Below are 20,418 nucleotides of genomic sequence, written 5' to 3' on the forward strand. Positions count from 1 at the left end.
GTCGAAAGCATGCCGTTCGGCGGCCGGAACGGTTAGGATAGCCGCCTGTTTCAGTCAGTCTTTTTTCGGGAGTAGCCCATGAGCGCCGTCAATCGCGCAGCGGTGGAAGCCGTTCTTCGCCAATACACCGACCCTTATTTGAACCAGGACCCGGTCAGTGCCGGCTGTGTACGCGCCATCGAGATCCAGGGCGACCAAGTATCGGTACAGTTGCAACTGGGCTATGCCGCCGGCCTGTTCAAAAGCGGTTGGGCGCAGATGCTGCAAATGGCCATCGAGGGCCTCGACGGCGTGGGTTCGGCCCAGGTCGACATCCAATGCGTGATCGCGCCGCATAAGGCCCAGGCGCAGATCCCGGGCCTGGCCAACGTCAAGAACGTGGTGGCGGTGGCCTCCGGCAAGGGGGGCGTGGGCAAGTCCACCACCGCAGCCAACCTGGCGCTGGCGCTTGCCCGAGAAGGTGCGCGGGTGGGGATTCTCGATGCTGACATCTACGGCCCAAGCCAAGGCGTGATGTTCGGTATCGCTGAAGGCACGCGGCCGAAGGTCAAGGACCAGAAATGGTTTGTACCCATCGAGTCGCTGGGCGTGGAAGTGATGTCCATGGCCTTTCTCACCGATGACAACACACCGATGGTCTGGCGTGGGCCGATGGTCTCCGGCGCGTTGCTGCAATTGGTCACGCAGACGGCCTGGGGCGATCTCGACTACCTGGTGATCGACATGCCGCCAGGCACCGGCGACATTCAGCTGACCCTGGCACAGAAAGTCCCGGTGGCCGGTGCGGTGATCGTCACCACCCCCCAGGACCTGGCGCTGCTGGACGCCAGGAAAGGCGTGGAGATGTTCCGCAAGGTCAATATTCCGGTGCTGGGCGTTGTGGAAAACATGGCGGTCCACATCTGCTCCAATTGTGGTCATGCCGAGCATTTGTTTGGTGAGGGCGGCGGTGTGAAGCTCGCCACCCAGTACGGTGTGGAACTGCTCGCCTCGTTGCCGCTGGCGATGGAGATCCGTGAACAAGCCGATGGTGGCAAACCCACCGTGGCAGCCGAACCCGATGGGCAGGTCGCGATGATTTACCAGGAACTGGCCCGTCACGTGGGCGCGCGCATTGTCCTGCAAGAAGCGGCTGCGCCAGCGATGCCGACCATTACGGTCAGCGACGACTGATCCAGTTGAAGGGCGAGAGCCTCGACGTTGTCGGGGCTTTTTTATGCCCGCCAACGCGGCATTCGGGTGACATTGAGCTTTTACGCAATTGTGCGTGTAAGCATTCGCTTACTTATTCGTAAGTGTTTGGTTTTTTTGCCGGGTGTGTACGTCTCGAATCTGCGCGAGAGTTTTCTATCTATTTGAAAAATAACAATTATTTATACTTGTTTTAGCGCGCAAGCGTGTCAGTCCGCGTGTTGGATCCCGTTGAACTTCTCTTCGAACCCTCTAACATCAGCCCTGTGTCCACGGATTGACACAGCCATCAAGGAACGATGGTTTGAAGGAACGTCGCAGGATGCGATTCATCAGGATGATGAAAAGGAATACAGGGACTAGGGAAAAAATGTGGGCGGGTCATACCGCCCCTTTTTTTGCCTGCAGGAAAGTGAAACCCATCCTCAGAAACGCAAAAAGGCCCGCAAGGGGCCTTTTGGGGGCGACGACGCTATCAGCGCTCGAGGTCTGCAATCTTACCTTTCTTGCCATCCCACTCCGCTGCATCCGGCATCGGGTCTTTGCGTTCAGTGATATTCGGCCAGATTTCCGCCAACTCGACGTTCAGCTGAATAAACTCCTGCATCTCCGCCGGGACTTCGTCCTCGGAGAAAATAGCGACGGCCGGGCATTCTGGTTCACACAGGGCGCAGTCGATGCACTCATCCGGGTGGATAACCAGGAAGTTCGGGCCTTCGTAGAAGCAGTCCACCGGACACACTTCTACGCAGTCGGTGTACTTGCACTTGATGCAGTTGTCGGTGACGACGAAGGTCATTTCTAATTTTCTCCTCAGGCGGCGGCAGCGAAACCCCTTGTGGTGGGGTTCGCGAGGTTTGAGAGCGATAGTCTGCGGACCAGGCTAAAAGCCCGCAGCATCCCAAACCGCGCAAGATTCTATCAGCTTGCAAGCGTCTGCGTTATATCCGAGTCTGCAGTGCATATAACATTTCGAGCGCTTTACGCGGCGTCAAGCCATCCAAGTCAAGCTTAGCCAACTCATCCAGCACCGGATGGGGCAGGCTGGCGAACATATCGCTCTGGTGCGGCGCACTGGGTTTGCTCGCTGCCTTGGCCGGGCTGGCGACCACGGTTTCATGGGGCAGGGCCGTGGTTTCCAGGCGGCTGAGGTGCTCGCGGGCGCGGGTGATCACGTCATTCGGCACCCCGGCCAGTTGCGCCACGGCCAAGCCATAACTCTGACTGGCCGGGCCCGGCAACACATGGTGCAGGAACACGATGCGCTCATTGTGCTCGGTGGCATTGAGGTGCACGTTGGCCACCAGTGGCTCGCTTTCCGGCAACACGGTCAGTTCGAAGTAGTGGGTGGCAAACAGCGTATAGGCGCGCAAATGCGCCAGGCGCTCGGCCGCCGCCCAGGCCAGGGACAGGCCATCGAAGGTGCTGGTACCGCGGCCCACTTCATCCATCAGCACCAGGCTGCGTTCGGTGGCGTTGTGCAGGATGTTGGCGGTTTCGCTCATTTCCACCATAAAGGTCGAACGGCCACCGGCCAGGTCATCACTGGAACCGATCCGCGTGAAAATGCGGTCCACCAGGGACAGCTCGCAACTGGCCGCCGGTACAAAGCTGCCGATATGGGCCAGCAGCACGATCAGCGCGGTCTGACGCATGTAGGTGGATTTACCGCCCATGTTCGGACCGGTGATCACCAGCATGCGGGTATCGTCGTCCAGCGACAGGTCGTTGGCGACAAACGGCGTGGTCAGTACCTGCTCCACCACTGGGTGGCGGCCTTGCACGATACGCATGCACGGCTCGCTGACAAAGCGCGGGCAATTCAAATCAAGGTTCAGCGCGCGCTCGGCGAGGTTACTCAACACATCCAGTTCCGCCAGGGCGGCGGCGGTGTCTTGCAACGGCGCCAGGCGGCTGATCAAGTCCTCGAGCAAGGCTTCGTAGAGCATTTTTTCCCGGGCCAGGGCGCGGCTTTTGGCCGACAGCGCCTTGTCTTCGAACTCTTTGAGCTCCGGGGTGATAAAGCGCTCGGCGCCCTTGAGGGTCTGGCGACGTTGATAGTCGATAGGCGCCGACTCGGCTTGCTTGCTCGGCAGCTCAATAAAATAGCCGTGAACACGGTTGTAACCGACCTTCAGGTTAGCCAGACCGGTGCGGGCTTTTTCGCGGGCCTCCAGGTCAATCAGGAACTGCCCGGCGTTCTCGCTCAGGGATTGCAGCTCATCCAGCTCGCTGTCGTAGCCGGTTTTCAGCACGCCGCCATCACGGATGATCGCTGGCGGGTTGTCGATGATGGCTTTTTCCAGCAGCGCCGCGAGGTCCGGGTAAGTGCCGGTAGTCACCGCCAGCTGTTGCAGGTGCGGCGTGTCCAGTTCGGTCATCGCCACTTGCAACTGCGGCAGGGCACTCAATGCATCGCGCAGGCGCGCCAAGTCACGGGGCCGCGCATTGCGCAGGCCGATCCGCGCCAGGATGCGCTCGATATCGCCGATTTCTTTCAGTTGCGGCTGCAGCTTTTCAAAGCGATAGCCGTCGAGCAGGCAGGTAATAGACGTTTGACGCGCTTGCAGCACAGTCAAATCGCGCAGCGGCCGGTTCAGCCAACGGGTCAGCAAGCGGCTGCCCATGGCGGTCTGGCAACGGTCGACTACCGATTGCAGCGTATTGTCACGTCCGCCGGCCAGGTTGGTGTCCAGTTCCAGGTTGCGACGGCTGGCGCCATCAAGCACCACGGTATCGTCCAGACGCTCATGACGCAGGCTGCGCAAATGCGGCAGGGCGGTGCGCTGGGTTTCCTTGGCGTAGCTGAGCAGGCACCCAGCGGCGCCAATGGCCAGGGTCAGGGTCTCGCAACCGAAGCCTTTGAGGTCTTGCACCGAGAATTGCTGGCACAGGCTTTTGAGCGCCGAATCGCGCTCGAAATCCCACGGCGCACGCCGCTTGGTCCCCCGACGCTTCTCCGCCGGCAAGTCCTTGGGCCAATCATCCGGGATCAACAACTCCACCGGATTGATGCGCTCCAGTTCCGCCAGCAGATTCTCCCAGCCCTTGATCTCCAGCACGCTGAAATTGCCGCTGGTGATATCCAGCACCGAAAGGCCGAACAGACGCTCATCGCCTAATACCGCAGCGATCAGGTTATCGCGACGCTCATCCAGCAACGCCTCATCACTCACCGTGCCTGGGGTAATAATGCGCACCACCTGGCGTTCCACCGGCCCTTTGCTGGTGGCCGGGTCGCCGATCTGCTCACAGATCACCACCGACTCACCCAGCTTTACCAGCTTGACCAGGTAGCCTTCCAACGAGTGATAAGGAATCCCACACATCGGAATCGACTGCCCCGCCGACTGCCCGCGTGCGGTCAGGGTGATATCCAGCAGCTTGGCGGCCTTCTTTGCGTCTTCATAGAAGATCTCGTAGAAGTCGCCCATGCGGTAGAACATCAACTGATCAGGGTGCTGGTTTTTGAGGCGCCAGTACTGCTGCATCATCGGGGTGTGGGAGGACAGATCTGAAGTGTTTTTACTCATTGGGTAGTAGGCAAATTCGTTGAAAGTGATGGGGCAAAGGGGGCGCTTGGCCCAGCATTTTTTGCGATGGCGGCAAGGTTAACACGCGAGGTCGGGGGTTCGCAGGTCGCAAACGGATAGGTAAAAAGCAAAAGCGGTGCCCCCCATCCCAATCACTAAAGGAGTAGCACCGCCACAGGTTAGCGGTTGCCCGCCTTTTCTACTTTCGCGGCTTACTGAGTATTAACCGGCGAATCCAACACCTTCACCACATCATCAACCACAGCCTTGACCATTTCCTGCAAGTAATGCGAAGCCCAGGCATAACGGTCCGTCTCCTTGGTCATCGCCGCATCTTCTGCGAGTAACTTGGCGACATGGAGGAGATCGGAGGCGTGATGCAATGCTTCTTGCAGGGAAACGCCGCTGTTGACGCGAAATAGAGGTTGGTCGGAGTGAAAGGAGAAGGGGGTGACGCCGAGGGTGGTCAGGTCTTGTGCTGCATTCATACAGCACCTCCGAGCACGGAGGACGTGAACACAGATAGATAACGCTGTTTGATGCAATAAACGTAGAAGCACATAAGTGAAAGCTCCTTGATTTGAGGAACTGCCACGAACCTTCTCACAGGTTTGGGTGGCAGCTGTGCGCAGGGTGAGAAACCGGCAATCAAGGCAACCGGTAGACCCGAAGGTCTCCCACGCACAGCCGCCATAAAACGATACCGCAGACGAAAAAAAGCGCCGCGATAGGGTTATTGGGCGCTTTGCGCCTTGATTGACTCGGGTTCTCACGCCCGGTCGCTGAATTTGCAGCGACGAAGGGAGATTAGCGTGATGGTGGGGTGGGTGCAACTGGGGACGTGGATTGCGCACACTGCTGATGCTGAGACACGAAAGTAGTGGAACTACCCACGGAAAATAAATGCGTGCCCTTATCCCTTCAGCATCATACCTTTGCCGGCAAGGTCACAGCGCAGACGTTTGGCACTGCGACAACTGGCCCTGCGATCAACCTGCTTCGGATCGAGGAAAACCTATCGGCAGCGTGGCAGCGTCTGTCACGCACCTATGTGGAGAACCTGGGCTGGCTTGAGTGTGCCGAACGCTACGACCGCGCCCATACCTTCCACTACATGGACCCGCCTTACTGGCAGACTGCCGGTTACGGCGTGGATTTTCCCTTTGAGAATTACGAACGCGTGGCTGACTTCATGCGGCGCTGCAAAGGGAAGGTCATGGTTAGCATCAACGATCACCCGGACATTCGGCGCGTGTTTGAGGGCTTTCATTTTGAGTGCCTGGACATTCGCTACAGCAATGCCAATCAACGGAAAGGCAAGGCGGAGGTAACCGGTGAGCTTGTCATCATGAATTGGATACCTTCTGCTCTTGGTGGCTTGTTTTAATCTCGAACCAGCATTTGAATTAGTTTGACGATTTCGATAGCTAAGGTGAGGACGCGTTCAATAAGTTCGATGGTCATACTATTCTCCAGGCTGAGTTTAGCTGTCCGGCGCGTTAGTTGGCGTCGGTTGCGGTTAGCTTTAAAAAGGCTTGGAGATTAAACATATAGGTGGGCTTAGCTGTCAATGCTCTTCAGGTTTATTTCTGAAGGGCGGCCACTAAGCCGCAGCCCGCCGTTGTCAAGGTGTCCATGGGAATGAAAGTTTCTACGCTGTTCAGATTGTACATTCGGTTTAGCTTACGTAGGTTGCATAAGTTACGTGTTTGCTTAATTACGTACGTACGTAAATTTTCTGAATGATTAGACTTGTAGCTATCAAAAGATATCCACTAGATATCCATTGGTTACTAAAAAGATATCCAGAAAATATTGGATAAATCTGTTGGGCGTACTCATCAGATGTGCTTTGAGTATCCTCGCACAGAGCCTTCTATTTATGAATCAGGTGCGTTAGCTTTGCTCTGAATCTAGTATCGGGATAATCAAGCTAGCACCTTGGTTTCGAACGTTACCTACTGAGGTGCCCACTCGAAACCACTCGAAATCCTCCACAGGCTGGCAACATTCCTTTGCTATTTCCTCGGCCCGGGCTGTAGTAAGGCCGGGTTCGATCCATTCCCTGGCATGCTCAGGTGTCAGCACCAAAGGCTTGCGGTCGTGGATGTCCACCATGCCCTGATCACTGGCGGCGGTGATGATTACGAACCCATCGCCGTCGTGGGGGGCCAGGCCAGGATGAACTTGGGCGAGCGCGCCAAAGAACATGGGCTTTTGAATCTTCAGGCGAATGAAGTAGGGCTGCTTTCTCTTCGGATCGTCAGGGTCTTTGACCCATTCGTACCACCCCTCACTCGGCACCAGGGCTCGGCAATTCGGCCAAAGTTGCTTGAAGAAGTTCCCCGTGGTGACCGTCTCCACACGGGCGTTGATCGGATCGGGGCGCTTGCCCTTGGCCCAGAACGGTGCCCATCCCCATTTGACTGCATCGATGTGCAGCCCATCCTCAGCGGCGTGCAGTAACTGCACCCGTGTCGACGGAGCAACGTTGTAGCGATCAATAGGCTGAGCGTCGTAACCGCTGAACAGCTCTATCTGGGGGCTCAGTTCTTCAATGAAGATCGCCATCCCTTCGTACTGCACGAATCGCCCGCACATAAGCACCTCTCCGCCTGTCGAAATCCCCTACAGAAAAATTGACCGCAAGCGTCCTACAAAGTTAACTGTACATTCGTACAGTATTTGTAAAAGGCCGCATCATGAGCTTCACCATTCTAGGTCCTATCGCTGAGGCAGGCGCGAAGCTGCCTATGTGTTCGTTCCAGGTACCGGCCGGCTTTCCTTCGCCGGCAGCGGATCATATCGAGCAGCACATCTCATTGGATGAGGTCCTGAATATCCGCGCACCGCATGTGTACCTGGTAGCAATCACCGGGGAAAGCATGCAGGGGATTGGTATCTTCGAAGGTGATCTTGCGGTGGTGGATCGAGCCATTGAGCCTGCTCATGGGCACGTGGTGGTGGCGCTGCTGAACAATGAGCCCGTCTGCAAGCGCCTGTCTAAGCGCGGCCGAGAGGTGGTCCTGCTGTCGGAGAACCCCAAATACCCGGCGCGTTACGTTCTTGAAGGGGATGAGCTGTCAATCTGGGGTGTGATCACCAGCACAGTGCGCAGCCATGTCTAAGCAAAAACCGATCTTTGCGCTGATTGACTGCAACAGCTTCTATGCCAGTTGCGAGCGGGTGTTCCGGCCGGACTTGGCGAAGGTGCCCATTGTGGTGCTGAGCAATAACGACGGCTGTGTCATTGCTCGCAGCTACGACGCCAAGCCGTTCATCAAAATGGGCGAGCCGTATTTCCAGATCAAGCACAAGCTCAGGCAGCACGGCATTGTCGCGTTCTCCTCCAACTATGCGCTGTACGGCGACATGAGCGAACGCGTGATGAGCCTGATCGAGGCGATGGTGCCGGCAGTTGAGGTGTACAGCATCGACGAGGCATTCGCCGACCTGACTGGTATTGGTGGACTGGATGCCTTGGGCCGACAGATTCGCGCCCAGGTACTGCGTTGCACCGGCATTCCTGTCGGTGTTGGTATCGCTCATACGAAGACATTGGCGAAGCTGGCAAACTACACAGCGAAGCGGCTGCAGTCGCAGACTGGTGGTGTGGTCAATATCACTGACCCTGTTAAGCGGGACTGGGTGCTGCGTAATACGGACGTGGCGGAGGTGTGGGGTGTTGGCCGAAAGATGAAACTTCACCTTGATGCGATGGGCATCAAATCGGCCATGGACCTGGCTAAAGCGGACCCCTGGACGCTCCGCAAGAAGTTCAGCGTGGTGATCGAGAAGACGGCGAGGGAGCTAGGGGGCACATCTTGTCTGGAGTTGGATGAGCCGGACCCACCAAAGCAGGAGATCTGCTGCAGCCGGATGTTTGGCAAGAGGTTGACGGAGTTGCAGCCCATCAAAGAGGCGGTGGCCACGTACATGATGCGAGCTTCTGAGAAGCTCCGTGCGCAGAATTCGCTGTGTAAGAAGGTGCGCGTATGTATTCGAACTGGGATGTTCAACCCGGAGGAGGCAAAGTACGCCAATGGCGTGATAGTGGATTTGCCTTATCCTACTAACGACGCGCGCTTGCTCACTCAGGCGGCGGTAGGCGCGCTTGATCGCATATTTCGGGTAGGCTTCAAGTACAGCAAGGCTGAGGTGATGTTGCTCAACCTTTGCCTGCCTGGTGAGTACACCGACGATCTGTTCGCGACATCGCAGCCGGCCGAAGCAACTCGCGTAATGGCAGTTCTGGATCAGATCAACGTACGGTGGGGGCAGGGGACACTGCGTACGGCTAGCGTGCCTATGGATCCTGAGTGGGATATGCGACGCGAGATGATGAGCCAAAGCTTCACCACCAAACTCAACCATTTGTGGACGGTGGCATGCAAATAATTTTGTAAAATGTGTAAAAAATCCCGCATATGGCGGGACTTTTTTGGTTCAAGCTATTGAACGTTGGTCTTCTAATTGAAGAACTCTATCGTTGATCACGAACTTAATTATCGCCTTCACGTCGTCAGGACAGTTCTTGAAGGAGATGCGGGAGAGAATCGCTCTGCCGCGCTTTAGTACGAGAGCCCCAACCAGTTCATCTACGAACGATTGGGTGGCTTCGTTGCCAGAAAAATCAATGGCAACATCCATGCCGTTGTCGAGTGAGGTTTCGATGTCCTTTCGATACGGCGTAGCAGAAGCCCTCATACCAAGCGTGCGGATGGTCGAAGACCTCGCGAGACTGATCATATGGGTTTGCATGACGCTTTCCTCGGAAAATTGCGCTGATGTGATTCTAGTAGCGCTTGTGTAGATGCGCGAATGTATTCATGTACGACCGAAAAATCTATAACAATTTTGTATCTAGTCGAAGCGTATCTCGGAGTCAACCACGAAATCGTCTTGTGGCAGAAGGGACGGTATGTTCACGTGCGGCAATTTGTCACGCTTGCATGAAAACGCTATTGCTACACCCGCCCAAGGTGAATTTTTTAGACAAAACTCGCTTTTCGATGCGGTGTGAAGGCAGGCATCACCACTGGCTATGATGAGATGACCTTCAGCCGCCTCGGCAATACGAGCCGTGGTCGTCAGCCCAACCCCTTGATTTTGGCTTTCGCTTTCATACGCAAGAACTGGACCACGATTGCAGCTTACTCTCTCAATAAGTGCTACCTGAATCGCATTCATGTGCGTGCGGTCTTTGAGTGCTTCATGGGTCTTCAGTGTTGCCAGAAAACCGCACCCATTATCGACAATGGCGATCCTGACCGTATCTGAGTCCTCGAAGTGCTGGCAAGCGACCCAGACTGATGCTCTTGCTCTGCCCTCTCTTTTTGCATGGGAAAGAGAGTTACCCAGCAATTCTTTGAGAGCGTACTCAATAGGTTGAAGGCACGAATCAAATTCGGAGGCATCCGCATCTGCATCGTAAGGGCGTCCTGTCATAGCTTGGACCAGTCGCGAAGCAATGGCCTCAGCCTGCTCCTGATCGTCAACCTTTATCAGCTCCACGCATTTGAATGGCTCACCACCGGAGTTCCGAGCGTCCTCATTAATTCCTTCGACATTGAGTCCGTGGAAAAAGTCCATCCGGATGAGGTAGAAGGAAATTTGATCACGCATATAGCGAATGAAAACGCACTTGCCATAGGGCTGTGACTCAAGGGTTGCTCTCAGGGTAGCGAGCCCAAGCGGGTCTATGAAGACGAGATCCGAGGCATCCAGTACCACGTCGCCAGGGCGTGAGGTGATTGCGTTGCACAGGCTGAACAGCGCTTCTGGATCGGAGGCGCTTAAAGAGCGTGGAAAGTAAATCGCATCCTCTGCGTAGAGATGGCCAAGCACGTTCACTTCCCTGAAATTATTTTCTGATTTGGCAATATATATAAACCGCCATCATTATTACAGCGTTGACATTTGCTATGGAATTTTGCTGGATGAAAAGAAGTGTTGTGTGGCGCATTTGAAAATGCATGTGGCTAGATTGTGTTAGCGGAAGCTGTCCCCATCGGAGACCCTCGCTGAGGATGCAGGATGGGGCAAAAATGGGGCAAACCACACGCCAATCTATGCCATCCAATGCCCGTTATGCATTTATGCAACCTGTCTCGGGCGAGCGTCGCAGCCCGCAACCACGGGCCTATCCCCCTAAATCACTCACGTACTCCTACACAATCGGGGTGTGGGAGGACAGATCTGAAGTGTTTTTACTCATTGGGTAGTAGGCAAATTCGTTGAAAGTGATGGGGCAAAGGGGGCGCTTGGCCCAGCATTTTTTGCGATGGCGGCAAGGTTAACACGCGAGGTCGGGGGTTCGCAGGTCGCAAACGGATAGGTAAAAAGCAAAGTCGGTACAGCCCCGATACCAATCGTTAAAAGGGGAAGCGCGCCTGCCATAGCGTCAATCCCAGGCTTGGTCGCCTCCCGCAAGAAAGGAGTCGGCCTAGTAAATGCATAAAATATGCAAATTAGCATTTGCCAACCTCCCAAACACCCGCCATTATCCCCGTTATGCAAAAACGCAACGTTTCTATCGTCTTAAGAGAGCTGCTGGACCGCGACCGGATCTCCCCCACGGAGCTTCACCGGCGCACCGGTGTGCCTCAATCCACACTGTCCCGGATCCTCAGCGGCAAGATCGTTGATCCGTCGGATAAACACATCTCGCGCATCGCCGAGTACTTCCGCGTCAGCACCGACTACTTGCGCGGGCGCGCGACGCTAGGTGCTGTGCGTGATGACGGGCGCGACCCGATGCATTCGGAACTCAAGGACATAAGCCTGTGGGACGACGACACGCCTGTTAATGATGACGAGGTGTCGATCCCCTTTCTGCGCGAGGTTGAATTGGCTGCTGGATCAGGAAGATTCGTCATCGAGGAAAGCGAAAAGGCCAGCCTGCGCTTCGGCAAGCGCAGCCTGCGGCATAACGGTGTGCAGTTCGACCAGGCCAAGTGCGTGACGGTGCGCGGCAACAGTATGTTGCCGGTGTTGCGCGACGGCGCGACGGTTGGGGTGAATGCCGGCAAGAGCGGCATTGGCGATATCGTCGATGGCGATCTTTATGCCATCAATCACAACGGCCAGCTGCGGGTTAAACAGCTCTACCGCCTGCCTTCCGGGATTCGCCTGCGCAGTTTCAACCGTGATGAGCATCCGGATGAGGACTACAGCTTCCAGGATATCCAGGATGAGCAGATCAGCATCCTCGGTCATGTTTTCTGGTGGGGCATGTACGCCCGTTAACCTCCCAGCGCAAGACACAGCCCGCCAATGAGCGGGCTTTTTTTCGCCTGGAGAAAACCAGCAAACCCCTGGCCCACAAGGCCGCCAATGCATGTGCGCATTTCCATAGCAAAAATAAATGCATTTGTGCATTGACTGTATATGCATGCATGCATATTCTTCACCTCAAGCCAGCCAACAAGGCCTGGTGGAGGCGGCAAGGATGCTGCCAAGGAAGACAAGGAAGGCACGCAACATCGGCAAGGACGCCATCGAAGCGATGGCAGGGACGCTAGGTAACACCGGCAAGGATGCCGACGCTCTTTAGTTTTAACGCTTGAAAAAACAGGCAGCGATGAACCGGCCTTAACGGTTCAGAGGGTTGGCAACTGACCCGGGTGTGCAGCGTAAAGCACCAGAAGCAGTTATCCGGCAGACAGGGATCGTGGTCGGAAAAACATTGAGGAAAGGACCGTACCGCGCCAGTAGCGCCGAAAGTCCGAGGACAGCATTACTGAAAAGCCCGGGCAACCGGGCTTTTTGGAATGCCTACCTATCGAAGCGTTTGTATATGAAAAATGGACTATCTAGGGCTCAGCCAGGAGGCGTGACATGACAAATGAACAGCAAGCGTTAGCGGAAATGCCTATCTGGCTGGTCATCATATTGGCCGTGATCGGCGGTGTTTCTGGAGAGATGTGGCGTGCAGATAAAGAAGGCGCTCGCGGCTGGTCGCTGATCCGCCGTCTGGCGCTGCGCTCCGGGGCCTGCATGGTCTGCGGGGTTTCAGCCCTGATGCTGTGCTACGCCGCCGGCATGTCGATCTGGACGGCCGGCGCCATTGGTTGCCTGACCGCCATGGCCGGTGCAGATGTAGCCATCGGCCTTTATGAACGGTGGGCGGCCAAGCGCATAGGCGTCAACGAAGGCTCCCGCCAGGACCCGCAGTAACCGTTGCAAGGACGCTACTTGAAATGACCTTTATCGAAAAGCCATCCCAACTGCCCCAGGCCATCGGCGCTGCGCTGCATGCTGCCTTCCCGGACCTCAAGGTCGGCAGCCACCAAGACTTCCAGGGCGACGCTGAGAAAACCGGCGTGCGGGTCACGGTCGAAGGCAATGGCCCGGGCATTCGCTCCCGCGAAGGGCGTAAGGCCCACGTGTTGGCCATTTCACTCAGGGCCATGGTCGCGCCGGGTGCATTGCCTTTTGATGCCTGCGACCTCGCCAGCCAACTCATGGACCTGGTGCTGGATAACCGTTGGAACCTGCCCCAGGCGCAGTGCGATTTGCCGGCGAACATCGTCGCCGCCCCCGCGGTGCGTAGCACCCTCGATTTGGACTACGACACCTGGACCGTTTCCTTCACCCAAACCCTCTATCTGGGGCCGGCGTTACTCAACGATCCTACAGGCCAACCGCTGTTCGCCTGCACCTGGGACGTCTCGAACATCGACGACCCGGATCAATACAAGCCACTGGCGGAGTAGCCCATGTTCGACGCGCTGTTACGCATGCAGTTGGGACCGATTGTCGAACGCCTGGCGGAGATGGAAACCCAACTCGAAGACCTTTACCGACGCGCCGAAAGTTTCTGCCGGATTGGCGTCTGCCAACAGGTAGACGCTGCCAGCAACACCTGCAAGGTCAGCCATGGTGACTTGCTCACGCCGGCGATCCGCTTTTTCAACCCCAGCGCCGGCGCGCAAACGGAAACCCGCATTCCAACGGTGGGCGAGCAATGCCTGTTGCTTAACTACGGCGGTGGGGAGGGCGGTGTGCAGTCCGTAGCGCTGTTCGGTCTCAACAGCGATCGCTTTCCGCCGGTCTCCAGCGTTGCGACGCTGACCCGGCGCCGCCATCAAGACGGTACCCAAAGCGACTACGACGACGCCAGCCACACCTTCAACTGGGCCAACGGCCCCACCACGGTCAGCGGTTCCCGTGAGCAGGTCGACATTAAAGTCGGTGCCGCCAGCCTGACCATGAGTGCCCAGGGCATCACCTTGCAAATCGGTGGTACCAGCCTGTCGCTGGATGCCGGCGGCGCGCACTTCAGCGGCCCGGTGGTGGACCATCAAGGACGCGTCATCAGCCCCCGATAAGGACCTCCCATGATCGGAATCGATAGGAACACCGGGGCAGCCGTCGATGACTGGCTGCAATTCGTGCAGCGCGCCACCCGAGCGCTGACCACCCCAGTGGGCACTCGGCAAAAGCGTCCGTTGTATGGCTCGCTGATCCCGCAACTGCTTGGGCAAAACCTCGGTGACGACCTGCTGATCCTCGCCCAAAGCCACGCCGCCCAGGCGTTCTACAACACCCACAACGGTATCAGCGATTTTGACCCTCAGGTCATCGTCGCCACTCGCCAGGGCGCCGGCCTGTTGCTACGGTTCGCCGGCACCTGGAAAAACCGCCAACAATCCTTCGAGGTCGTGACATGAGTATGTTGATCCCCGGCCAGAACCAACTGGCGGAGCCGGCCATCATCACGGTGGATGAGTTCGAACCGTTGCTGGCCGAGTTCAAGGCGTTCGTCATCGACTACGTCGCCACCCGCGCGCCGCAAAGCGCGGCCAAACTCAAGGTCAGCCTCGACAACGAAAGTGAGCTACTGACCCTGGCGCTGGAAGCTTTTTGCGTCCGCCTGCAAACCCATGAGCGCAAATACAACGCCCGTATCAAGCAGATGCTGGCGTGGTGGGCCACCGGCAGCAACTTGGATGCGCGCCTGGCTGATATGGGCCTGGAACGCCAAGTGCTCGACCCCGGCGACCCAGCGGCTTTCCCGCCTGTGCCGCCCACCCTGGAAAGCGACGACGACGCTCGCCTGCGTTATTACCTGGCACCCCACGCCCCGGCAGCAGGTTCACGGATGCAGTATCGCCGCGAAGTGTTCACCCTCGGCGAGCGCCCTGCGGTGAAAGTGCAAAGCGCGACGCCAGGCGTGGTGACGGTCACCTACACCTTCGATCCGGACGGTTATGCAGCCCAGGTCAAAGACGGCAACGGTCGACGCACAGCGCCGGGTGAAGTGATGGTCACCGTGCTTTCCAGGGAAGGCGACGGCACGCCATCTGCCGACTTGCTTGACGGCGTACGTCGACATTTCGCACGCCCGGATGTACGGCCGGAAACCGACCTTGTCACTGTCCAGGGCGCTCAGATTCAACCTTACAAAATTCGCGTGGTGGCCAAGATCAACGCCGGCCCGGACTCGGGGCTGACGCAAGTGGCCGCGCAGAAACTGCTTCAAGACTACGCAGAGTCCTGCCATCGCCTGGAAGGGCGGGTTGACCCCAGTTGGATCGACTACGCCATCCACAGTGCCGGCGCCGCGCAACTGCACATCCTTGAACCGCTGGCGCCGATTGTCAGCACCGCGTTCCAGGCCCCGTATTGCACGGGTGTCGAGGTGGAGGTGCGCACGCTATGAGTGGACCCAAAGCGAGTTTGTTGCCGGCCAATAGTTCGCCACTGGAAAAGGCCCTGGAGCTGGGGTTCGGCAAATTGCTCGAGCGCGTCACGCCGCCGTTTCCAGCGTTGATGAACCCGCTGCAAACCCCCAGCGAATTTCTTCCTTACCTGGCCGCCGACCGTGGCGTCAGCGAATGGGATGCCGACGCCAGCGAAGCGGAAAAGCGCCTGACCGTGGCCTTGTCCTGGCAGATCCAACGCCAGGCCGGTACACCCAAGGCACTCAGTTATGCGGTGGAGTCATTGGGCTTCACCCCCAACATCAGCGCCTGGTATCAGCAGCGGCCACTGGGTGTGCCATACACCTTCGATGTGCAGGCGATCATCGGGCGCAGTTGGTCCAGCGGCGATCACAACCGGCTGATCCGGCGTATCAATGCGGCCAAGAGTGAGCGGGATCAGGCGACGATTACCATCGTGCATGAAACCAGCCAAGGCTTGCGTGTCGCCGCCGCAGCGGACCCGGCACTGAGCATCGGTGAAGACAGCCGACCCGGCGCCTTGCCCGAGGTGAAGCTACACGGTGCCGTCTCCTTCAACAGCGCCGCCCACATACCCCTGAGCGATGGCGAGTTGCAGCTTGAAGGTGCGCTACCTGAACTCGGGCTTGCCGCCCGACTAAACAGTGCCGGGGTTGCCCGGCACTACACCATTAACGACTACGACCTCAGGGCGCAGCCATGACAGATGAAATCACGCGCCTGGTGCGCTTCACCTCCAAGGGTTTGGATGAAGTGCTGCAGGCAAAGAACCAGGGCCTGAAAGGCGAAATCACCCACATCGGCGCCGGTACCGGCCGCTACAACCCCGACGGCACAGAAGTGGCCTTGCGTGATGAGCGCCAGCGAGTTGCCATCGTGGATTACGAAGACCTGGGCGACCGGCAACTCAGGATGGCCGCGCTGTTTGATGGCGACGCTGAGTATGAGATTGGCGAGTTCGGTTTTTACCTCGCCAGTGGGACCTTGCTGGCGGTGTATTCCGTGGCGGGGAAGTTGCTGACGTATAAGGCGGCAGCGGCGCGGGTGCTGCAGAAGTTCACGCTGGATATTTCGCCGTTGCCGGCGGATAGCGTGACGATTGTGGTGGGGAATGAGAATTTGAATGTGTTGTTGGCGGAGGAGATCGCGATCATGGCGGCTGCTTCGGTTGGCAATATGTCCCGCCACGTTGATTTGATGTTGCGGGTTATGCAGCTCGAGGCGAAGTAATTGCACTGACAAAAGTGCTGGAAAGATTAATTGACAGGGAGTTGATGATGGGAATTGAAGCGACTATCACGAAAGTTGTAGATGCGTGTAATAAGCTCACCGATACGGTGACTAATCAGATCGGAAAAATTGATGCTCGGATGGACGCTGCTCAAGAACAGTTTTCTGCTTGGCGAGGCCGCGTGCAGGCCAAGGACCTTAATGGTCGCGCGTCTTACTCACAGATGATTGATCTTACTGGGTTGTCCACCGATATTTTTTACCCGGTCTGGTGGCGTATGCCAGGTAACGAGCAGGGGATATCTGAAATAATCATATCTAGGAACCACGCTCAAAACCACGAATTGAATCCCTTTAATAATAACTTTGAACCTCATGTTGCTGGCTTGAACCTCCAAATGGAAGGGTGCGGAATTCCTTGGAATGGAGATGCAAATTTTTTGACAGTCAAGCGTATATCCCAAACGTATCGTGAAACTGTTCGATGCGCTCAATTTGGGATGCTTTCCTATGTTCGTCCGGTAACTGGGTTGAAGCCTATTTGGCTTAATCAGCCTGTGGGTACTTTAGTAAGTTCTCCACAAGAGTCTGGGTGCTACTTGCGAGGAGGGCTGAGTTATATTGTTACTAAGAGCTTTGAGGAACCTGTGAGGTTCAGCCGCTCAGACGCCGAGGTTGAGTTGAGTCAGGCGGTTACGGCTGACTATGAGATATCTTGGAAGGTAAAACCTTTCGTGATGACCGCGCCTGAAATGGGCGTCACCTATCCTGAAAGTAGAATGGCCTATACGTTGGATAACGATCAACGCTATGCAGTCAAAGGAGTTTGAATATGGCTGGCTCTATTAAAACGCTACTGCTTGACTCTGGCGAAGTACTCATCAATGTTCCGGCTGATCGACCGACACTTATTTCGCTAGGGTTTAGCGAAGCTCGCGCCGACGAACTCTGTGAAGAAGCTACACGCACTGAAAAGCTGGCAAGCAACATTGCTGCACGTCGCGCGCTTTATGAGATCCAAGCTGACCCACTGTTTCTAGAGTGGCAGTACGACGAAACCCCGGAAAAAGAAAAGGCTTGGCGTGACAAAGTCGCCGAAATCAAGGCGCTCTACCCCCTGCCTGACCGCACCTGATACCCACCGCGAAAGCGGTTTTTTTTCGCCTCCCCAAAGCCCCTTCCATAGGGGCTTTGGCATTTTCCACCCGGAGATTTCCACCCATGCCCACCCGCCAAACCTACACCGTCCTCATCCCATTCCCCATCGGTAACGGCCATTGGTCCACCGCTGGCGAAGAACTGGAACTGCTGGACGTCGAAGCATCTGCCCTGCGCACCGCTGGCCGCCTGGAACTGACCAGCGTCCTCAACTCCACCCCCAAGAAGGCTGACTAATCATGGCTGAGGTTTTGAACTTCGAGCACAACGGCATCACCGTGAATGCCACTGAATCCCCCGAGGCCATGGGTGGCCTGGGTGATAACGTCATCGGCCTGGTGGGCACCGCCCCCAATGCCCATGCATCGATCCCGAAAAACGCCCCGTTCCGCATCAACAGCTTCACCACCCAGTCGTTGCTGGACCCCACCGGCGCGGAGACTGGCACGCTGTTTCACGCTGTCTACCAGATCCTGAAAGTGGTCAAGGTGCCGGTCTACGTCGTCATCGTGGAGGAGGGCGCGACGCCCGCCGACACGATCAACAACGTGATCGGCGGCAACGACCCGGTCACCGGTCGCAAGCTGGGCCTGGCTGCCTTGAGCAGCGTCCCTGAAGACCTGACCATCATCGGCGCCCCAGGCTTTACCGGCACCAAGGCCGTGGCCGGTGAGTTTGCCTCGTTTGGCAAGCGCATCAAGGCCCGTGTGGTGCTGGATGGCAAGGACGCTCCGGTCGCAGACCAAGTGACCTACAGCGGCGAGCTGGGCGGTGCCGACCTCGGTTTCGACCGTTGCCTGCTGGTGCACAACATGCCGTCGGTGTACTCCAAGGCTGCGAAGAAAAACGTATTCCTGTCGCCCTCCTCGCTGGCCATCGCCGCACTGGCCAAGGTCAAGCAGTGGGAAAGCCCGGGCAACCAAGTGACGTTCGCCGAGGACGTTTCCCGCGTGGTCGAGTACAACATCCTCGACACCTCCACCGAAGGCGACCTGCTCAATCGCTATGGCGTGAGCTACTACGCTCGCACCATCCTTGGCGGCTTCTCACTGCTGGGTAACCGCTCCATCACCGGCAAGTTCATCAGCTACGTCGGCCTGGAAGATGCCATCAGCCGCAAGCTGGTCAAGGCCGGCCAGAAAGCCATGGCCAAGAACCTCACCAAGTCCTTCATGGACCAGGAGGTCAAGCGCATCAACGACTGGCTGCAAACCCTGGTCGCCGACGAAACCATCCCCGGTGGCAGCGTGTACCTGCACCCGGAATTGAACAGCGTCGAGAAGTACAAGAACGGCACCTGGTTCATCGTTATCGACTACGGCCGCTACGCGCCAAACGAACACATGGTTTATCAACTCAACGCCCGCGATGAAATCATCGAGCAATTCCTGGAGGACGTTCTCTAATGTTTACCAACCGAGTCAGACAGGCCATCGCGGCCACCCTTCAAGGCCTGCCGTTGTCCGCAACCGTGGAAGAGTTCACCCCGCCGAAGATCGAGTTCGACATGGAAGCCATGTCCGGCGGGCGTTTCATCGCCGAAGAAATGGCCAAGAGCGGCAAGGTGCTGAATGCCAAGTTGGTTCTCCAGGGCGCCGGCCCGGAAATCATGCTCGCCCTGGGCGTACGCATGGGCGACGACATCCTGCTGAACGTGCGTGAAGCCGGCCAGGACCAGGATGGCAAGACCTACTTCACCTACCACACCGTCGGCGGCAAGCTCAAATCCCTGGAGGAGGCAAAGCTGAAGATGGGCGACAAGGCGCTCACCACGCTGGAACTGGCCTGCCGTACCTACAACCGTCTGGAAAATGGCATTTCGGTAATCGATATCGACGTGCGCACCCAGAAATTCGTGCTCAACGGTGTCGACATTCTTGGCGATGCCCGCCGCGCCGTTTTGATGCCGTAAACCTCGGGGGCGGGCGTGCTCGCCCCCATACTTCACCAAGGAATTGCCCCATGGCCTGGATGCCACCGCTGCACCTCCTGCTGTCCCCGATCACCGCCGACACCGGCGCGACGATCCAGCAGGTTCAACTCAAGCCGTTGTTCTACGCCGCGCAAAAAGACGCGCTGGCCCGGGCCGGTGACGACGAGGACGACCAGTTTTTTGAACTGGCGAAACTCGCCACCGGCCTGTCGGAAAAAGAGCTCGACCAGCTCAAACGCCCGGACTACGTGAGTATTGCCCAGTACGTACACGAAATGTCGACGCGCCCGGCGTCGTTCTTCATGGATGAGCACGAGCCGACGCCCCACGACCAACCCGTCCAACTGCTATTGCCCCTGAATGCAGCCGGCCGAACCCTGACCGAACTGCCCCTGGAGATGCCGGCCTTGCGCGCCACCAAAGTGATGAAAAAACTCGCTACCAACAAAGAGCGCGCCGAGTTCATCACCGCCCATTGCACTGGCCTGATGATCCCCGACCTGGCCGGTTTGACCGTGCCCGACTGGACGGAACTGCAGGAGCGTATCGACGATTTTTTAAATCAACCGGCGGACTTCTTTCGCAGCGCGACATCGAAGTAATCCTCGATGTGGTGCCGCTGATCTATTCGGTCAATGAGGCGGAGATCCTCGACTGGGACGCCGGAAAAGCATTGCGCCGCTAC

Annotated in this window: 23 protein-coding genes and 1 pseudogene; 18 read left to right on the forward strand and 6 right to left on the reverse strand. The window is 57.2% G+C overall.

Features of this window, described 5'->3' with window-relative positions:
* Window positions 1–78 precede the first annotated feature (78 nt).
* Window positions 79–1,173 (forward strand): iron-sulfur cluster carrier protein ApbC, encoded by a 1,095-nt coding sequence (gene apbC, locus FRT59_RS02465; protein WP_034118354.1) that lies wholly within the window; start codon window positions 79–81, stop codon window positions 1,171–1,173.
* Window positions 1,174–1,666: 493 nt separating this feature from the next.
* On the opposite strand, the gene fdxA is transcribed toward apbC, so the two are convergent.
* The 3 genes from fdxA to FRT59_RS02480 form a co-directional block, all read right to left on the reverse strand.
* On the reverse strand, window positions 1,667–1,990 hold the full coding sequence (gene fdxA, locus FRT59_RS02470) for a ferredoxin FdxA (protein WP_003208688.1): 324 nt from the start codon (window positions 1,988–1,990) through the stop codon (window positions 1,667–1,669).
* Window positions 1,991–2,132: 142 nt separating this feature from the next.
* A complete protein-coding gene (mutS, locus tag FRT59_RS02475; RefSeq protein ID WP_153870314.1) occupies window positions 2,133–4,724 on the reverse strand; it encodes a DNA mismatch repair protein MutS in 2,592 nt (863 codons plus the stop codon).
* A gap of 212 nt (window positions 4,725–4,936) precedes the next feature.
* Window positions 4,937–5,212, reverse strand: coding sequence for a DUF3077 domain-containing protein (locus FRT59_RS02480; protein ID WP_153870315.1), 276 nt, complete (start codon window positions 5,210–5,212; stop codon window positions 4,937–4,939).
* 431 nt (window positions 5,213–5,643) lie between these two features.
* Here FRT59_RS02480 and FRT59_RS02485 point away from each other — a divergent pair.
* Window positions 5,644–6,111: pseudogene (locus tag FRT59_RS02485) on the forward strand (DNA adenine methylase); the annotation flags it as partial.
* A 509-nt stretch (window positions 6,112–6,620) separates the two neighbouring features.
* On the opposite strand, the gene FRT59_RS02490 reads toward FRT59_RS02485, so the two are convergent.
* A complete protein-coding gene (locus FRT59_RS02490) occupies window positions 6,621–7,325 on the reverse strand; it encodes an SOS response-associated peptidase family protein (RefSeq protein WP_153870316.1) in 705 nt (234 codons plus the stop codon).
* Between the two features lie 101 nt (window positions 7,326–7,426).
* Here FRT59_RS02490 and FRT59_RS02495 point away from each other — a divergent pair, with 101 nt between their 5' ends.
* Entirely contained in the window at window positions 7,427–7,852 is a 426-nt protein-coding gene (locus FRT59_RS02495) for a LexA family protein (RefSeq protein WP_153870317.1), read from the forward strand.
* Window positions 7,845–9,122, forward strand: a complete 1,278-nt coding sequence (gene umuC, locus FRT59_RS02500; RefSeq protein WP_153870318.1) for a translesion error-prone DNA polymerase V subunit UmuC — start codon at window positions 7,845–7,847, stop codon at window positions 9,120–9,122. Before FRT59_RS02495 ends, umuC begins: the two co-directional genes overlap by 8 nt.
* Before the next feature lie 48 nt (window positions 9,123–9,170).
* Here the strand turns inward: umuC and FRT59_RS02505 are convergent, their stop codons facing one another.
* Window positions 9,171–9,485 carry an STAS-like domain-containing protein gene (locus tag FRT59_RS02505; RefSeq protein WP_153870319.1) on the reverse strand — a complete coding sequence of 105 codons (315 nt, stop codon included), beginning with the start codon at window positions 9,483–9,485 and terminating at the stop codon, window positions 9,171–9,173.
* 102 nt (window positions 9,486–9,587) lie between these two features.
* Window positions 9,588–10,571, reverse strand: a complete 984-nt coding sequence (locus FRT59_RS02510) for an ATP-binding protein (RefSeq protein ID WP_233094146.1) — start codon at window positions 10,569–10,571, stop codon at window positions 9,588–9,590.
* A 666-nt stretch (window positions 10,572–11,237) separates the two neighbouring features.
* Between FRT59_RS02510 and FRT59_RS02515 the strand changes: the two genes are divergently transcribed.
* The 14 genes from FRT59_RS02515 (at window position 11,238) to FRT59_RS02580 (ending at window position 20,335) form a co-directional block, all read left to right on the forward strand.
* Window positions 11,238–11,972, forward strand: a complete 735-nt coding sequence (locus FRT59_RS02515) for a LexA family transcriptional regulator (RefSeq protein ID WP_080752939.1) — start codon at window positions 11,238–11,240, stop codon at window positions 11,970–11,972.
* A gap of 591 nt (window positions 11,973–12,563) precedes the next feature.
* Window positions 12,564–12,902: a phage holin family protein gene (locus FRT59_RS02525; RefSeq protein WP_153839783.1), complete on the forward strand. Its 339-nt coding sequence runs from the start codon at window positions 12,564–12,566 to the stop codon at window positions 12,900–12,902.
* A gap of 23 nt (window positions 12,903–12,925) precedes the next feature.
* On the forward strand, window positions 12,926–13,441 hold the full coding sequence (locus FRT59_RS02530; RefSeq protein ID WP_153870321.1) for a hypothetical protein: 516 nt from the start codon (window positions 12,926–12,928) through the stop codon (window positions 13,439–13,441).
* A gap of 3 nt (window positions 13,442–13,444) precedes the next feature.
* Window positions 13,445–14,056, forward strand: a complete 612-nt coding sequence (locus FRT59_RS02535) for a phage baseplate assembly protein V (RefSeq protein WP_153870322.1) — start codon at window positions 13,445–13,447, stop codon at window positions 14,054–14,056.
* A gap of 9 nt (window positions 14,057–14,065) precedes the next feature.
* Complete coding sequence (locus FRT59_RS02540; RefSeq protein ID WP_034118373.1) at window positions 14,066–14,398, forward strand: phage baseplate protein; 333 nt, start codon at window positions 14,066–14,068, stop codon at window positions 14,396–14,398.
* Window positions 14,395–15,390 carry a baseplate J/gp47 family protein gene (locus tag FRT59_RS02545; RefSeq protein ID WP_153839786.1) on the forward strand — a complete coding sequence of 332 codons (996 nt, stop codon included), beginning with the start codon at window positions 14,395–14,397 and terminating at the stop codon, window positions 15,388–15,390. The genes FRT59_RS02540 and FRT59_RS02545 overlap by 4 nt, the downstream gene beginning before the upstream one ends.
* On the forward strand, window positions 15,387–16,115 hold the full coding sequence (locus tag FRT59_RS02550) for a phage tail protein I (protein WP_153870323.1): 729 nt from the start codon (window positions 15,387–15,389) through the stop codon (window positions 16,113–16,115). The genes FRT59_RS02545 and FRT59_RS02550 overlap by 4 nt, the downstream gene beginning before the upstream one ends.
* Complete coding sequence (locus tag FRT59_RS02555) at window positions 16,112–16,642, forward strand: hypothetical protein (protein WP_153870324.1); 531 nt, start codon at window positions 16,112–16,114, stop codon at window positions 16,640–16,642. The genes FRT59_RS02550 and FRT59_RS02555 overlap by 4 nt, the downstream gene beginning before the upstream one ends.
* A 44-nt stretch (window positions 16,643–16,686) precedes the next feature.
* On the forward strand, window positions 16,687–17,472 hold the full coding sequence (locus FRT59_RS02560; protein ID WP_233456174.1) for a phage tail protein: 786 nt from the start codon (window positions 16,687–16,689) through the stop codon (window positions 17,470–17,472).
* A gap of 2 nt (window positions 17,473–17,474) precedes the next feature.
* Complete coding sequence (locus FRT59_RS02565; RefSeq protein ID WP_167524244.1) at window positions 17,475–17,777, forward strand: hypothetical protein; 303 nt, start codon at window positions 17,475–17,477, stop codon at window positions 17,775–17,777.
* Window positions 17,778–17,863: 86 nt separating this feature from the next.
* Entirely contained in the window at window positions 17,864–18,037 is a 174-nt protein-coding gene (locus tag FRT59_RS26930) for a hypothetical protein (RefSeq protein ID WP_164484513.1), read from the forward strand.
* 2 nt (window positions 18,038–18,039) lie between these two features.
* A complete protein-coding gene (locus tag FRT59_RS02570; RefSeq protein ID WP_153870326.1) occupies window positions 18,040–19,206 on the forward strand; it encodes a phage tail sheath protein in 1,167 nt (388 codons plus the stop codon).
* Complete coding sequence (locus FRT59_RS02575) at window positions 19,206–19,712, forward strand: phage major tail tube protein (protein ID WP_153839789.1); 507 nt, start codon at window positions 19,206–19,208, stop codon at window positions 19,710–19,712. Before FRT59_RS02570 ends, FRT59_RS02575 begins: the two co-directional genes overlap by 1 nt.
* Window positions 19,713–19,762: 50 nt before the next feature.
* Window positions 19,763–20,335: a phage tail assembly protein gene (locus FRT59_RS02580; protein WP_153870327.1), complete on the forward strand. Its 573-nt coding sequence runs from the start codon at window positions 19,763–19,765 to the stop codon at window positions 20,333–20,335.
* Window positions 20,336–20,418: the final 83 nt, after the last annotated feature.

The organism is Pseudomonas haemolytica, assembly GCF_009659625.1.
Lineage (GTDB): Bacteria > Pseudomonadota > Gammaproteobacteria > Pseudomonadales > Pseudomonadaceae > Aquipseudomonas > Aquipseudomonas haemolytica.